The following is a 14,026-nucleotide window of genomic DNA, read 5'->3' as shown; positions in this document are numbered from 1 at the left end:
GCTGCCTTCCGGGTGACCGGCCCGGCGGTTCCGGGCCCTGCGGCCATGCTCACCGCTGACACCGGTGTCAGAGGCAACCACCCGAGGCGCAGGTCACACCCGGGCCACCAGCTCCGCCTGGTGCCGCCGATTGGCCGCCATCACGGTGTCGAGTGCGTTGCGGGCCTCGGTCAGGCGGCCGATTTCGGCGTCGATCCGGTCGCGTTCCCGCGCCATCGTGGCGAACGCCGACTCGACGACGTCCGGGTCGCCCGGGGTTTCCACGCACGGCAGCACGGCCGCGATCACCCGGCTGGACATCCCCGCGTCGAACAGCTGCCGGATGAGCACCACGCGCTCCACTTCGGCGTCGGAATAGTGCCGCTGCCCAGCGTCGGAGCGTGCACTGGTCAGCAGGCCCTGCTGTTCGTAGTACCGCAGCGAACGCGAACTCACGCCGGTGCGCTGCGACAGCTCCCCGATCCTCATACCGGCGAGGCTACCCGTGGCAATTACATCACTATCGATGTATCGTTTCCGATGTGAAGGTGAGTGACCTGTACCTGCTCGGCAAGCACCTGATGGAGCTCGCCGCCCGGGGCATGCGCGACGACGCCGATCCCGAGGTGCCGGAGATCTACCTGGTGGTCATCTCGGTGCTCGTCGAAGCGCCGGGCATCTCGATCAGCGAGCTCACCGCGCGCACCGGCTTCGCGCAGAGCCACGTCTCCGCCGCCGTCGCCCAGCTGCGGGAGCGCGGCGCCCTGAGCACCGGCCCGGACCCGGCCGACCGGCGGCGCACGCTCGTCACCCCGGTGGCCGGGCTGGTCGAGGCGGTGGCCGAGCGCCAGCGCCGTGACGCCGAGGAGGTGCTCGCCGCGGCGCTCGCCGAGGCCGAGCCCGACGCGGAATCGGTCGCACCGCGGGCCGCGCGGCTGGTCGAAGCCGCCGACGAGCTGTACCGGCTGCTCACCGCACGCGCGCTCGGCGTGACCGGCGAAGCGACGCTCGTGCCACTGCACTCGCTGGCCCGGAAAGCGGCCGGTGAACCGGAAAAGTAGGGGGATCCCATGCACTACCCGTTCACGGACGCGGCACCGCTGCGCTGCCCGGCCGAGTTCGCCCGGCGGCAGGACGAGGAGCCCGTCGGCCGCGTGCGCCTCGCGACCGGCGAAGACGCCTGGCTCGTCACGCGCTACGCCGACATCCGCGCGCTGCTCACCGATCCACGGTTCCGGCCGTGGCTGCCCGGCACGCCCGCGACCGAAGGTGGCGGCCTGCTCTTCACGATGTCCGGCCCGGAACACGCCCGCCTGCGGCGCGCCGCCGCCCAGGCGCTGACTCCGCGCCGGGTGGAGCGGCTGCGTCCCCGGGTCGAGGCGCTCGCGGCGGAGTCGGCCGCGAAGTTCGTCGCGCAGGGGCAGCCGGCCGACGTGCTCGCCGGCTACGCGGTCCCGTTCGCGTTGGCGGTGCTCAACGAACTTCTCGGCGTCCCCCCGGAGGCCCGGGACGACCTGCGGGCGTGGGCCGACGGCGTCGTCGCGGTGTTCACGGCGCCGGACTACGCGGAAATGGCCGAGGCGGCGCGGAACCTGGGCGAGTACCTCGCCGAGCTCGTCGAGGCGAAGCGGCGCACCCCGGGCGAGGACCTGCTGACCGGGCTGCTCCAGGCGGAGGTGAGCCCGGAGGAGGTCACGCAGCTGGCGTTCGCGATCCTGATCGCCGGCTACGTCCCGGCGGCCAACGCCCTGGCCACGGCGGTGCTGCGGCTGGCGGCCGAGCCGGCCCTCCCCCGCGACCCGGCCTCGATCCCGGCGGTGCTGGAGGAACTGCTGCGCCAGGACCCGGGCTCGGCCGCGGACCAGGGCCGTGTGGCGGTCGAGGACGCCGAGATCGGCGGCATCCCGATCCGCGCGGGCGACTTCGTGCTGGGGGCGCTGCGGGCGGGCAACCACGACGCCCGCCGGTTCCCCGCCCCGGAGCGGGTGGATCCGGCACGGGAGCCGGGACACCTGGCCTTCGGCCACGGCCCGCACCACTGCCTCGGCGCGGCCCTGGCCCGGTCGGAGCTGCGGGCCGGGGTGACGGCGTTGCTGTCGGCGGCGCCGGAGCTGCACCTGGCGGTGCCGGTCGGCGAGCTCGAGTGGCGACGGATGTTCGTCTCCCTGCACGGCCCGGCGGCGGTGCCCCTCCGGTGGTGACACCCGCATCGGGGCAGATCTCCTTCGCAGAATCGCGGATTGCCCGCCGGCGGCCGTTCCACGATCGTTGGCTGGCCGCGAATCCTCCTGCTCCCCACCGATTGGTGAGTCACGTGAACACGGTCGAACTTTCGGCAAACCGGAGGCCGCGGGCGTGGCGCTGGAGCGCGCCCGGGTCGCCCTCGCAGGCGTGCGCCGGGCGGGCATCCTCGACATCGCCCGCCACGACGTCGGTTTCATCGGAACGCACGGGCAACCCGGGTCGGCCGGTACGCGCGAAATGACTGCCGACGAGATGATCGGCTTGCTGGCGCCGTAAGGGTGCCGCCGCCCGGTGGCGGAATTCGCCCATCGGGCAGCCTGCTCACGGACGCCAGCGGTCGAGCGCCTCACGTGTCACGATGACATCAGGGTGCGAGGTGCCCAGTACTCCTTCGCGGACCGGCAACAGTTGGGCCAGAAGATCACGGGCGCCCGGGACATCGCCGGCGTGAGCGGTCCAGATCGCGATGTCATGCCGAGTCGAGAGCGTCACCGGGTGTTCGGCACCCAGAATGCGCTCACGGACCGGAAGGAGTTCGACCAGCAGATCACGGGCTCTCGCCGGGTCCCCAGCTCGGCCCGTCCAGGAGGCCAGGTGGCTCGTTACGAGCAGCGTACGAGGATGCTCGGGGCCGAGCACTCGTTGCCGGGCCGGCACCAGCTCAGCGAACAGGTCGCGGGCAGCGGCCGCATCGCCCGTTTCGCCGGTGAGACGGGCCAACGTGCTCCAAACGGCCAGCACCGCCGGTTGGTCGGCACCCAGCGCTCGCCCGGCTACGGTCAAGAGTTCCCTGGCTTGCTCGCGCGCCGCTTCGGGATTGCCGGCGTGCCCGGTCCAGCTCGCAAGGTCGTGCCGGGTCGTCAAGACGGCCGGGTGTTCCGGGCCGAGTACGTGCTCGTGGACGGGGAGCAGCTCGAGGAGCAAGTCGCGCGCCATCGCCGGATCGCCGGCGTGCCCGGTCCAGTAGGCGAGTTCGTGGCGCGTGGCGAGCGTAGCCGGGTGCTCGGCACCGACCACACGCTCGCAAACGGGAACCAGATCACGGAGCAAGTCGCGCGCCCTCGCCGTTTCCCCGGCGTGCCCGGTCCAGTAAGCCAAGTCCCGCCGCGTGGCCAGGACTTCGGCTCGCTCCAGCGGCAGGACGTCGAGAAGCTTGCGAACGTGCATCCGGAGGACGTTCCAGGTGTTCAGACTGGCCGCGGTCACGCAATCACGCGAGGGCATCGCGGCGACGACGAGCGCGTGGGCGGCCTCCGCCCACGCGTCGACCTCGGACCGTGAGCGCAGCCGGTCCACAGTCACCGCCTGCACGAGGCGGTGGACCGTGACGCTGTCCGCCCCGGCGCCGGTGATCAGGCTGTGGCCGTGCAACGCGCCCACGGCGCGGTGCATGGTCAGCTCGTCAGCAAGCAGCGGACGCAGGTGCGATTCGACAGCAGGAGGCAACTCGACCGTATCCGGAACCCCGGTCAGCAATCGCGAAAGCGGAATCGCATCGGAAGCGTAGAAAGAGATGATGTTCAGCAGCGCCGCCGCGGCCGGCGGGAGCCGTCCGATGGCCAGCTGCCAGGTGGTAGCCACGGTGTGAGGATAATCCGGCGGCCGGGCGTCGGCGTTCAGCTCACTGGCTCGCGCCCGGTAAAGCCGGCGGTAGGTGGCGAGGTCGATGCCGTTGGCACGGGTGAACGAACCCGCCTGACTCAGCGCCAAGGGGAGCCTGCCCAGCTCGGCGGCCAGCATTTCGGCGCTTCCCCGGTCGCTATCCAGCGATAATTGGACGAGCAGGTCGATCGCCGCGGCCGGAGTCAGCGCGCTGATCCGCACGACGGCGTCCTCGACCGGCCAATGCCCGGACTGGCTGGTAATCAGCACATGACCATTTCCCGCACCGGGGATGAGCAGTTGCGCGGCGGCGGCGTCCGCCACGTTGTCCAGGATGAGCAGCCAGGGGCTCGGCCAACGGGACAACAGAATCAGCGCCGCCGAACGGGCATCACGGATGCGGCCCGCCTCGTCCGGCGGTAGGAGGAGCTCCAGCAAACCACGGAATTCGGCGTCCACGGCGTTGGGGTCTTCCGCGCGGACCCACCACACGACCTGGTAGTCACGCTGATTCCGCTGGGCATAAGCGCGGGCCAAGCTCGTTTTGCCGATCCCACCCATACCGCACAGGATCCGCACGACGGGCGTGGGGCCGGCGCTCAGTCCGGCCCGCAGCAGGCTCAATTCCTCCTCGCGTCCGACCACGCGGACAAGGCCGCCGACCTGAGGACAGATCACCCGATCGAGCGACGTGCGCGACGCCGCGGCCACCAGGGTCTGGTTGACGATGACCTGGCCGACCTGGCCGAACGCGTTGCTGAGCCGATCGGCCGCGACGAGCGGGTTGGGCGTTGGAACACCGGACGCGATCTGCCCTGGTTTCGCGACGGCCTCGAAGGGTTCGGGAGATTGACCCCCACCGAACCACCGGTCACCCCACCGATCGCGATTCCACCGTCGGCCGCCGTCACGCCTCCGGCGACGACGACGCTGTGATCTCCCGCCGCTGTCCGGATACCGTCCTCGATCTCCCGGACGGCAGCGGCAAGTCCGGCGGCGAAAGTCTCGTCTCCTTCGACGGCTTCCTCCAGCGCGAGCCGGACCCTCGTCGTCGTTCTGGCCGTGGCTTCGCCGGTTTCGGTCGCCTCGTCCTCCAGAGCGGCCAAGGCTGGATCGTTGCCCAATTTGCGAGCCACCATTTCGTGCAGCTTGCCGAGGCCGGCATCCGAAGTCGGGTCAGCTTCGGCCTGGAACCGCCGACGTTCGTGCTTCGCACGACGCACCAACCAGTCGATCAGGAAACCGACCACGACTCCGACGCCGCCCACACGGCCTCCCCGGCTGATCATCCGATTTACGTCGTTCCGTCCGGAAGAACGTTAACAGGGTCGATCCGGTGATCGGTGTTTCCGGATGTGGTCGACCAGTGATCCGGCCCGGCGGAAACCCGCGAGTTCGGCTCACGGGTGCCGGGGCGTCCGGCGGCGCAACAGGTCATAGCCGCGGACCGCGAGCTGGAGCCGCTGCTGGTTGTCCACCTCGGCCGGGTCCAGGCCCAGGATTTCCCGCAGGCGATCGAGGCGGTGGTACAACGTGCGCCGCTGGACGAACAGGGCGTCGGCGGCGCGGGCCTTGTTGCCGCCGCACGTCAGGAACGTTCGCAACGTCGGCAGCAGCGGATTGCTCGTGCGGGCGTCGTGCTCCAGCAGCGGTCCCAGCTCGTCCTCGACGTAACGGGTCAGTTCGGGGCCTTCCGACAGGGCCACCAGCAGGCGCAGCGCCCCGAGGTCGTCGAAGCGCATGAGCTCGGGCTCCGGGGCCGATGCGGCGACCGAAGCGGCGCTGCGGCCCTGCCGGATCGCCTGCGGCAACGCCGGCGAAGGGACCACCCGGCTCAACCCGCCCCGGACACCTTGGCGGGTCAGGGTTTCCAGCAACGCGGCCGAACCGGCGTCGAGGCCGACCACCGCCAGGTCGAAGTCCCCGATGTCGCCGACGACGGCCGGCCAGCGTCCTTCGCGCAGGAGCCGGGCGAGGTCCTGGTCACCGAAGGGCTCACCGGCCGCCTCTCGGGCCGTGACGACGACGATCAGCTCGCGGTCGCGCAGGTCCTGCCCGAGCGCCAGGGCGCGGCTGACGAACTTCTCGCCCGTGATGTCCCCGAGCAGCAACCGGTTGAGCAACGCCCCTTGCCGCTGGGCCGCGCGGGCGCCGCTTTCGCGTTCGCTCAGCAGGGAGATCGCGACGGCCGCGGCCGCGCGCTCCATCGCCCGGAGGTCGGCGGCCCCCGGCTCCGCGCCGCCGTGCAGGAGGTGCAGCCAGCCCCACGATTCGCCGCGCAGGATGACCGCCGTGCGGGCGCAGGCCACCACCTGGCTGAACGAGCCCGCCCGGGCGAGGGGACGCGGCCCGTCGCCGGCCAGGATCGGGTGGTGGCGCTCGTGGATCGCCCGTGAATGGGCGTCCCAGCCGGCGACGAGTTCGTCCGCGGCCGGGGTCGAGCCGCTGTAGGCGAGCATCCGGTGCGCGACGTCTTCGAGCACCACCGCGTGCCCGGTGCGCCGCGCCAGCTCGCGCACCATGCCGACGTAGTCCTCGTCGGCCAGGAGCAGGTCCAGGAACGCCTGCCCGGTGGCCTCTTCGGCGATCAGCCGGCTGACCCGCGTCTCCACCAGGACCTCGTGGACCTGCGCGGAAGCCTCGACGAACGGGATCTCGTCGTCGAGGCCGACCAGCGGCAGGCCGACCGCGCGGGCCTCGTCGACGACCGCCGCCGGCATCGCGTCGAACATCCGGCCCGCGAGCTCCACGACGAGGACGGCCGCGTGGGCGTCGGCCAGACGGCGGATGAACGCGCGCTGCTCCGACTCGGTGTCCCCCATCCCGAGTCCCGCGGTCAGCAGCATTTCCTGCCCGGACAGGAACCGGTGGATGTCGGGGATTTCGCCGGTGTGCACCCAGCGGACCGGCTGGTCCAAGCGGTCTTCGCCGGCCAAGACGTGAACGGTGGTGCGCCGGAAGACCTCGAGCTGCAGCGCGGCGCGGACGGTGAGGACCTCGGGCATGCGGTCTCCCAGTGTGTGAAGCGTACGCGCTCACTATTACACGGATTGTGTCTCCCGGCCCGGACCGACGTTGCGCAGACTTCATGCCCAAGCCACCAGGGGTCACCGGTTCGGTAAGGGAGTGTGCAGTGTCCACAGCGGCCAAGCTCGTGAAGAAGCCCATCGCGGAGACGGCGTCGCGGACCAGTCGTCCCGACATCGCCGACACGGTCGCCGAGATCATCGCCGACGTCCGGCGCAACGGGGACGTCGCCGTCCGGCGCTGGTCGGAGAAGTTCGACGGGTGGGCCCCGGACTCCCACCGGCTCGGGCCGGACGAGATCGCCGCGGTGGTCGCCTCCGTGCCGGAGACCGTCCTCGACGACCTGCGGTTCGTCCAGCGGCAGGTACGCGGGTTCGCCCAGGCCCAGCGCGAATCCCTCGCCGACTTCGAGGTGGAGACGCTCCCTGGCGTCTACCTCGGGCAGCGGAACATCCCGGTCGGCGCGGCCGGCGCGTACGTCCCCGGCGGCCGGTACCCGCTCACCGCGTCGGCGCACATGACGGTGGTGACCGCCAAGGTCGCCGGCGTCGAGCGGGTCGCCGCGACGACCCCGCCGGACCGCGGCACGCCGCCGCCGATCAGCATCGCGGCGATGCACCTGGCCGGCGCCGACGAGATCTACGTCCTCGGCGGCGTGCAGGCCGTGGCCGCGCTCGCGCTCGGCACGGAGACGATCGCCCCGGTCGACCTGCTGGCCGGGCCGGGCAACGCCTACGTGGCCGAGGCCAAGCGCCAGCTGTTCGGCGAGGTCGGCATCGACCTGTTCGCCGGGCCGACCGAGGTGCTGATCGTCGCGGACGAGACCGCGGACCCGTTCGTCGTCGCGACCGACCTGCTTTCCCAGGCCGAGCACGGACCCGACTCCCCCGCCGTCCTGATCACCACCTCGGAGGAGGTCGCGGCGCGCACCATCGCCCACGTCGAGGAGCTGCTGCCCGGGCTGCCCACCGGTGACGTCGCCGGCCGCGCGTGGCGGGACAAGGGCGAAGTCCTCGTCGTCGAAACCCTCGACGACGCCTACGCCCTCGCCGACGAGTACGCGAGCGAGCACGTCCAGATCCTCACCGCCGAACCCCGCGCCGCGCTGCGGAAGATGCGCAACTACGGCGCACTGTTCCTCGGCGACAAGACGTGCGTGGCCTACGGGGACAAGGTGATCGGCACCAACCACGTGCTGCCGACCCTGGGCGCGGCCCGCTACACCGGCGGGCTGTGGGTGGGCAAGTACCTCAAGACCGTGACCTACCAGGAGATCCAGGACGCCGGGTCCAGCGCCGAGCTGGGCGAGCTCTGCGGCCGTGTCTCCCGGTTGGAGAACTTCGAAGGACACGCGCGCTCGGGTGACATTCGCAGCGCACGCTTCGGTTCCGCCCGGCTCGGGTGGACCGATCACGCTTTCGGGCGCGCCTGACCGGCGCGAGCGGGGGATCTTCCGCGCCGAGCCGGTCGACCACGGCGACGCGCGACCGCACAGGAGCACCATCACTTCGGCCCCCGGAGGTCGCCATGACAACCGAAAACCCAGCGGTCCCCGTGACCGCGGCCCCATCGTCCGACGCGCCGGTCTCGTCCCGCGAGGACGCCGAACTCCTCGCCGCGCTGGGCTACCAGCAGCGCTTCGACCGCAAAGTGAGCCTGTGGGCGAACTTCGCGCTCGGCTTCGTCTACCTCTCGCCGCTGGTCGGCGTGGTGTCCCTGTTCGCGGTGGGCCTGTCGACGGCCGGGGGGCCGTCGATCTTCTGGATCGTCATTGTCGGGCTGGGCCAGCTGCTCGTCGCGCTGGTGTTCGGCGAGGTCGTCTCGCAGTTCCCGCTGGCCGGCGGCCTCTACCAGTGGTCACGCCGGTTGTGGAACGGCCGCTACGCGTGGTTCACGGCGTGGATCTACATCGCCTGCATCACCATCGGGATCACCAGCACGGCGTTGTTCAGCTCGGACTTCGTGGCCAGCCTCTTCGGCGGCACGTCGGCCGAGCCGGGTGTGACGTCGACGCCCGGGCAGCGGCTGCTCATCGCCGTCGCGGTGACCGCGATCTGCCTGCTGTGCAACAGCTTCGGCACCCGCACGCTCGCGATCATCTCCAAGATCGGGCTCGCCGCGGAGCTCATCGGGATCGTCCTGGTCGGCCTCTACCTGCTGATCTTCCAGCGCCACAACTCGATCTCGATCTTCTTCTCCACCTCGGGCGTCAGCCACCCGGGCAGCTACCTCGGCGCGTTCCTGGCCGCGTCGCTCGTCGGGCTCTTCCTCTTCTACGGCTTCGAGGCCTGCGGCGAGGTCGCCGAGGAGGTGCCGAACCCGGCCCGCAGCATCCCGCGGGCGATGCAGCTGACGGTCGTCGTCGGCGGGGTCGCCGCGCTGTTCGCCTTCGCCGGGTACGCGCTCGCCGCGCCGGACCTCGGCTCGATCCTCTCCGGGCAGGACACCAACCCGATCCCGGCGATCCTGCAGAACTCGATCGGCCTCGTCGGTACCAAGCTCGTCCTGATCGTCGCGCTCACCTCGTTCATCGCCGGGGTGCTGAGCCAGCAGGCCGCGGCGAGCCGGATCGTGTTCTCCTTCGCCCGGGACGACATGTTCCCCGGCTCGCGCCTGTTCTCGAAGGTGACGTCCCGGCACCGGGTGCCGATGAACGCGCTGCTCGCGGTGAACGTCGTGCCGGTGCTGATCTTCGTGTTCGTCTACTTCTCGCCGGACTCGCTGGTGCGGATCGTCGCGTTCCAGGTCCTGGCCGGCTACCTGGCGTTCCAGATGGTCGTGCTGGCCGCGCTGCGGATGCGGCTGAAGGGCTGGCGGCCCGCCGGGGCCTGGACGCTGGGCCGGTACGGCCTGGTCGTCAACGTCGCGGCGCTGGTCTACGGCGTGCTCGCGATGATCCTGCTGGCCGCCCCGACCGGTGATTCCGGTACCTCGTTCGTGGACCGCTGGATCGCGTTGATCGGCTTCCTGATCGTGTCGGCGGTAGGACTGGTCTACCTGCTGGCCGCGAAACCGGACCGGAAGTCCACCGCACCCGAAGGCGACGCGCTCGAGATCGCGGCCCGGCTGCGGGACCGTGCCGCCTCGGTCACCGAGGCAGAAAGGAGGACCGCGTGACCCGCGTGCTGTACCTCTACGGCGGCTGGCCGGGGCACAAGCCCTACGAGGTCGCCGACCAGTGGGCGCTGCCGCTGTTCGGCGAGCTCGGCTTCGACGTCACGGAGGCCAACGACGTCTTCGCGCTCGACGCCGACCTCACCGGCTACGACCTGATCGCCCTCAACTGGAACAACGCGCTGCTGGCCGAAGGCCTTTCGGCGGCCCAGGAGGACAGCCTGCTCGGCGCGGTCGAGGCGGGCACCGGGATCGCCGCGTGGCACGGCGCGGCCGCGGCGTTCCGGCTCAGTCTCAAGTACCACCTGCTGCTCGGCGGGAGCTTCCTGGAGCACCCGGCCGGCGAAGGCGTGAAGTACCCCTACCGGGTGTCCATCGTGGACCGGACGCACGAGATCACCTCCGGGGTGCGGGACTTCGCCGTGGCGTCGGAGCAGTACTACATGTCCGTGGACCCGAACAACCACGTGCTGGCGGAGACCACCTTCACCGGAGAACACCTGTCCTGGCTGGACGGCCGGACGATCCCGCAAGCCTGGACCCGGAACTGGGGCCGGGGGCGGGTCTTCTACAGCGCCGTCGGGCACGACCTGGACGACCTGCAGAACCCGGACGTCACCCGGCTGTGCAAGCGGGGTTTCGCCTGGGCCGCCCGCCGGAGCCACTGAACGCCGGAGCCCTCGAACACAGAACGGAGTGAGTCACATGCCCGTCCTCACCGGCGGCCAGATCGTCGCCCGGACCCTGCACAACTACGGCGTCGGCTACGTGGCCGGCATCCCCGGCCACGGGATCTGGTCCCTGACCGACGCCTTCCTGGACGACGAATCGAAGATCCCGTTCGTCCAGACCTTCCACGAGCAGAGCGCGGTCCACCTCGCGGACGGCTACTACCGCGCGACCGGCCGCCCGATCGCCGCGGTCACCTCGATCGGGGCCGGCGCGAGCAACACCGTGATCGGCATGGGCACGGCGTTCACCGACTCGACCAGCGTGCTGGTCATCACCGGCGGCCCGCCGACGCACATGCGCGGCCACGGCCTGCTCCAGGAGCTGGACCGCTACACGGCCAACGACTTCCCGAAGGTCGCCGAGGCCGTCAGCAAGCGGCACTGGGTGGTCACCCGGGTCGAGGAGCTGCCGTTCGTGCTGCACCGGTGCTTCAACTCGATGCTCACCGGGCGGCCCGGGCCGGTGCACCTCGAAGTCCCGATGGACGTCCAGGCCGAAGCCGCCGACGTCCGGCTGCACGACCTCGAGCGGCGGATCCCGGTCGGCCGCCAGCACCCGGACCCCCTCGCTGTCGACCGCGCGGTCGAGGTGCTCCGCGGCGCCCGGCGGCCGGTCATCGTCGTGGGCGGCGGCGCGATCACCTCGGAAGCGGGCGATCAGGTCAAGGCGCTGGCCGAACGCTGGTCGATCCCGGTCGTGACGACCTGGAACGGCAAGAGCGCCTTCCCGGAGGACCACGAGCTGTTCGCCGGCAGTGTCGGGCAGACCGGGACGCTGGTCGGCAACGCGATCGCGAGCTCGGCCGACGTCGTCGTGTCGGTCGGCTGCCGGTTCACCGACTGGTCGGCGTCCAGCTACGCCCAGGGGATCAGCTTCTCCATCCCGCCGGCCAAGCTGATCCACATCGACATCGACCCGCACGAGATCGGCAAGAACTACCCCGCCGAGGTCGGAATCGTCGCCGACGCGCAGCGGGCCGTCGGGGCCATGGTGGACTCGCTGCCGGGCACGGCCGTGGACCGCTCGGAGTACCTGGCCGAGCTGGCGCAGCTCAAGCAGGACTGGGAGGACAAGCTGGCCGGCCGCCGCGACAGCGACCGGTTCCCGTTCACCTCCCAGCGCCCGCTGGGCGCGCTGCGCGCCGCCCTCCCCCGCGACGCGATCATCGTCGCCGGCTCGGGCAACACCCAGGGCGCGGTGAAGCAGACGTTCCCGGTGTACGAGCCCCGCACCCACCTGACGTCGGGGGGCTTCTCGTCGATGGGGTGGGCGATCCCCGCCGCCGTCGGCGCGAAGCTGGGCCGGCCCGACCGCACGGTCGCCTGTGTCGTGGGCGACGGCGACTTCCTGATGACCGCGCAGGAGATCGCGCTGAGCGTGACGACCGGGGCGCCGGTGGTGTTCGTCGTGCAGAACAACGCGGGGTACATGTCGATCCGGGGCGGGCAGCGCAAGCAGACGTCCCGCCACATCGGCACGGAGTTCTCACGCCCGGACGGCACGCCCTACAGCCCGGACTTCGCCGCGCTGGGCGCGTCCTTCGGGATCGAGTCGTGGAAGGTGCCGGACGCCGCTTCGCTCGAGCCGATCCTGCGCAAGGCCGTCCAGTCGGGCGAGCCGGCGCTGGTGGAGGTGCCCACCGACCGGGACGCGGCCGGACCGTGGGTCCCCGGCTGGTGGGACTTCCCGATCCCGGCCTACGTCACCGACGAGCGCCAGGACGAGTACCACCGGACGCGGGCGACCGAGCAACACCTCTGAGAAGACCCGAGTCCGGCGCACGAGAACGTCGCGCCGCGTGCGGGAGCCCCGGGGCAACAGCCCCGGGGCTCCTTTCCGCCGTCAGGCCGCCGCGATCGAGGGCGCGATGCGCAGCGCGTTGGCCCCGATGGTCAGCGCGGGGTTGAGCGCCGCCGACGAGGGGAAGAACGACGCGTCCGCGAGCCACAGGTTGCCGACGTCGTGGCTGCGGCAGAACGGGTCGAGCACGCTCTCCGCCGGATCGGTGCCCGCGACCGCGGTGCCGCACATGTGCGAGTTGGTCTCGATCCCCATCCGCTGGGTGAAGATCAGCGGGTAACCGGCCTTGCGGACGATCTTCGTGATCCGCCGGACCAGCTCGTGGTGCACGCCGACGTTGGTCGGGGTCCAGTCGATGATCGTGCGGTCGCCCTCGACCCGGACGCGGTTGTCCCGCGACGGCAGGTCCTCACTCGTCAGGTAGATGTCGATGCTGCGCGCGGACATGAACTCCAGCGCCCACATCGGCGCCCACGCCCGGGCCGGCTTGAGCATCGGGGCCTGGAGCTTCCCGAGCATCTGCAGGTTGCCGAGCGTCTCTTCGTAGAAGTCGTTGATGCCCAGCGTCTTCTGCCACTTCGTCGGGTTGGTCCGGAACGGGTTCACGCCCACGAAGAACGTGCTGTTGTGGACCATGTAGTTCCGGCCGAGCAGGCCCGAGGAGTTGCCCAGCCCGCCGGGCTGCCCGGGGTTCGCCGAGCGCAGCAGCAGCGCCGCCGAGTTGACCGCGCCCGCCGCGACGACGAACTTGCGCGCGCTGATCCGGATCGTCCGGCCGCCGTGGCGGGCCTCGGCGGCGACCACGGTCCGGCCGTCGGACGCGGTGATCAGGCGGGTGACCACGGCGTCGGTCAGCAGCTTGACCCCGGCCTGGAGCGCCGGGACCAGGATCCGGTTCTCCGCGTCCGATTTCATCCCGGTTTCGTCGGGGCAGCCGTCCGCCGTGGTCACCGCCGCGCGGTCGGCCTGGGTCACCACGTTGAGCGCGTTCGGGGTGTGGAACGGGTGCAGCCCCTGGCGGCGCAGGGAATCGGCGAACCGTTCGACGGTCGGCTCGTGCGGCAGCGGCGGAAGCGGGTACGGCGTCGAGTGCGGCGGTTCCGTCGGGTCCTCGCCGGTCTGGCCGTGCACCTGCAGCAGCCGTTCCATGGTGCCGTAGTGCGGTTCGAGGTCGTCGTAGCCGAACGGCCACGCGCGCGAGCGTCCTTCGCGGTGCTCGACCTCGGTGAAGTCGCTGCGCCGGAACCGGGGCAGCATGGCGCCGTAGAAGCGCGTGTTGCCGCCCACCCAGTAGTAGACGCCGGGCGCGAACGGCCGGCCGGTCTTCCCGTCGTACCACTGGCCGGCGTTCTTGTACCGCCCCTTCAGGTACATCTGCTCCGGCTGCGAGTTCTCCGGTTCCCGGGGCAGGAACCCGCCCCGCTCGGCGACCAGGACGCGGGCACCGGAGTCCCGCAGTGCCCACGCGAGCGTCGAACCGCCCATGGTGTGCATGGTTCGGCGCCTCCGGCCTGGCTAGCGTCGGAAC

Annotated in this window: 12 protein-coding genes; 8 read left to right on the top strand and 4 right to left on the bottom strand. The window is 71.2% G+C overall.

The genetic code is table 11. The features are described 5' to 3' along the window. Window positions 1–93: 93 nt before the first annotated feature. A complete protein-coding gene (locus ACWEVN_RS00325) occupies window positions 94–468 on the bottom strand; it encodes a MerR family transcriptional regulator (protein WP_452049660.1) in 375 nt (124 codons plus the stop codon). 53 nt (window positions 469–521) lie between these two features. Between ACWEVN_RS00325 and ACWEVN_RS00320 the strand changes: the two genes are divergently transcribed. The 3 genes from ACWEVN_RS00320 (at window position 522) to ACWEVN_RS00310 (ending at window position 2,499) form a co-directional block, all read left to right on the top strand. Then, window positions 522–1,040, top strand: a complete 519-nt coding sequence (locus ACWEVN_RS00320) for a MarR family transcriptional regulator (RefSeq protein ID WP_452049659.1) — start codon at window positions 522–524, stop codon at window positions 1,038–1,040. A gap of 9 nt (window positions 1,041–1,049) precedes the next feature. Then, window positions 1,050–2,180 carry a cytochrome P450 gene (locus tag ACWEVN_RS00315; protein ID WP_452049658.1) on the top strand — a complete coding sequence of 377 codons (1,131 nt, stop codon included), beginning with the start codon at window positions 1,050–1,052 and terminating at the stop codon, window positions 2,178–2,180. Window positions 2,181–2,334: 154 nt separating this feature from the next. After that, on the top strand, window positions 2,335–2,499 hold the full coding sequence (locus tag ACWEVN_RS00310) for a hypothetical protein (RefSeq protein ID WP_452049657.1): 165 nt from the start codon (window positions 2,335–2,337) through the stop codon (window positions 2,497–2,499). A 45-nt stretch (window positions 2,500–2,544) separates the two neighbouring features. Here ACWEVN_RS00310 and ACWEVN_RS00305 read toward each other — a convergent pair whose 3' ends face one another. Next, entirely contained in the window at window positions 2,545–4,536 is a 1,992-nt protein-coding gene (locus tag ACWEVN_RS00305; protein ID WP_452049656.1) for a tetratricopeptide repeat protein, read from the bottom strand. A 221-nt stretch (window positions 4,537–4,757) separates the two neighbouring features. Here ACWEVN_RS00305 and ACWEVN_RS00300 point away from each other — a divergent pair, with 221 nt between their 5' ends. Continuing rightward, window positions 4,758–5,165 carry a hypothetical protein gene (locus ACWEVN_RS00300; RefSeq protein ID WP_452049655.1) on the top strand — a complete coding sequence of 136 codons (408 nt, stop codon included), beginning with the start codon at window positions 4,758–4,760 and terminating at the stop codon, window positions 5,163–5,165. Window positions 5,166–5,225: 60 nt separating this feature from the next. On the opposite strand, the gene ACWEVN_RS00295 is transcribed toward ACWEVN_RS00300, so the two are convergent. Continuing rightward, the gene (locus ACWEVN_RS00295; protein WP_452049654.1) at window positions 5,226–6,830 is read right to left on the bottom strand and encodes a PucR family transcriptional regulator; all 1,605 of its coding nucleotides are present in this window, start codon (window positions 6,828–6,830) and stop codon (window positions 5,226–5,228) included. Between the two features lie 128 nt (window positions 6,831–6,958). On the opposite strand from ACWEVN_RS00295, the gene hisD reads away from it, so the two are divergent. The 4 genes from hisD to ACWEVN_RS00275 all read left to right on the top strand — a co-directional run bounded on the left by hisD (window position 6,959) and on the right by ACWEVN_RS00275 (window position 12,459). Further along, window positions 6,959–8,284 carry a histidinol dehydrogenase gene (gene hisD / locus ACWEVN_RS00290; protein ID WP_452049653.1) on the top strand — a complete coding sequence of 442 codons (1,326 nt, stop codon included), beginning with the start codon at window positions 6,959–6,961 and terminating at the stop codon, window positions 8,282–8,284. A 95-nt stretch (window positions 8,285–8,379) separates the two neighbouring features. Beyond that, window positions 8,380–9,969 (top strand): APC family permease, encoded by a 1,590-nt coding sequence (locus tag ACWEVN_RS00285; protein WP_452049652.1) that lies wholly within the window; start codon window positions 8,380–8,382, stop codon window positions 9,967–9,969. Next, entirely contained in the window at window positions 9,966–10,634 is a 669-nt protein-coding gene (locus ACWEVN_RS00280) for a ThuA domain-containing protein (protein WP_452049651.1), read from the top strand. The genes ACWEVN_RS00285 and ACWEVN_RS00280 overlap by 4 nt, the downstream gene beginning before the upstream one ends. A gap of 37 nt (window positions 10,635–10,671) precedes the next feature. Next, entirely contained in the window at window positions 10,672–12,459 is a 1,788-nt protein-coding gene (locus tag ACWEVN_RS00275; RefSeq protein ID WP_452049650.1) for a thiamine pyrophosphate-binding protein, read from the top strand. Window positions 12,460–12,540: 81 nt separating this feature from the next. Here the strand turns inward: ACWEVN_RS00275 and ACWEVN_RS00270 are convergent, their stop codons facing one another. After that, window positions 12,541–13,983, bottom strand: coding sequence for a GMC oxidoreductase (locus tag ACWEVN_RS00270; protein WP_452049649.1), 1,443 nt, complete (start codon window positions 13,981–13,983; stop codon window positions 12,541–12,543). Window positions 13,984–14,026: the final 43 nt, after the last annotated feature.

This window comes from Amycolatopsis sp. NPDC003861 (assembly GCF_053605405.1).
Note: the sequence above shows the minus strand (reverse complement) of the source record. Positions and strands in the feature narration are given on the sequence as shown.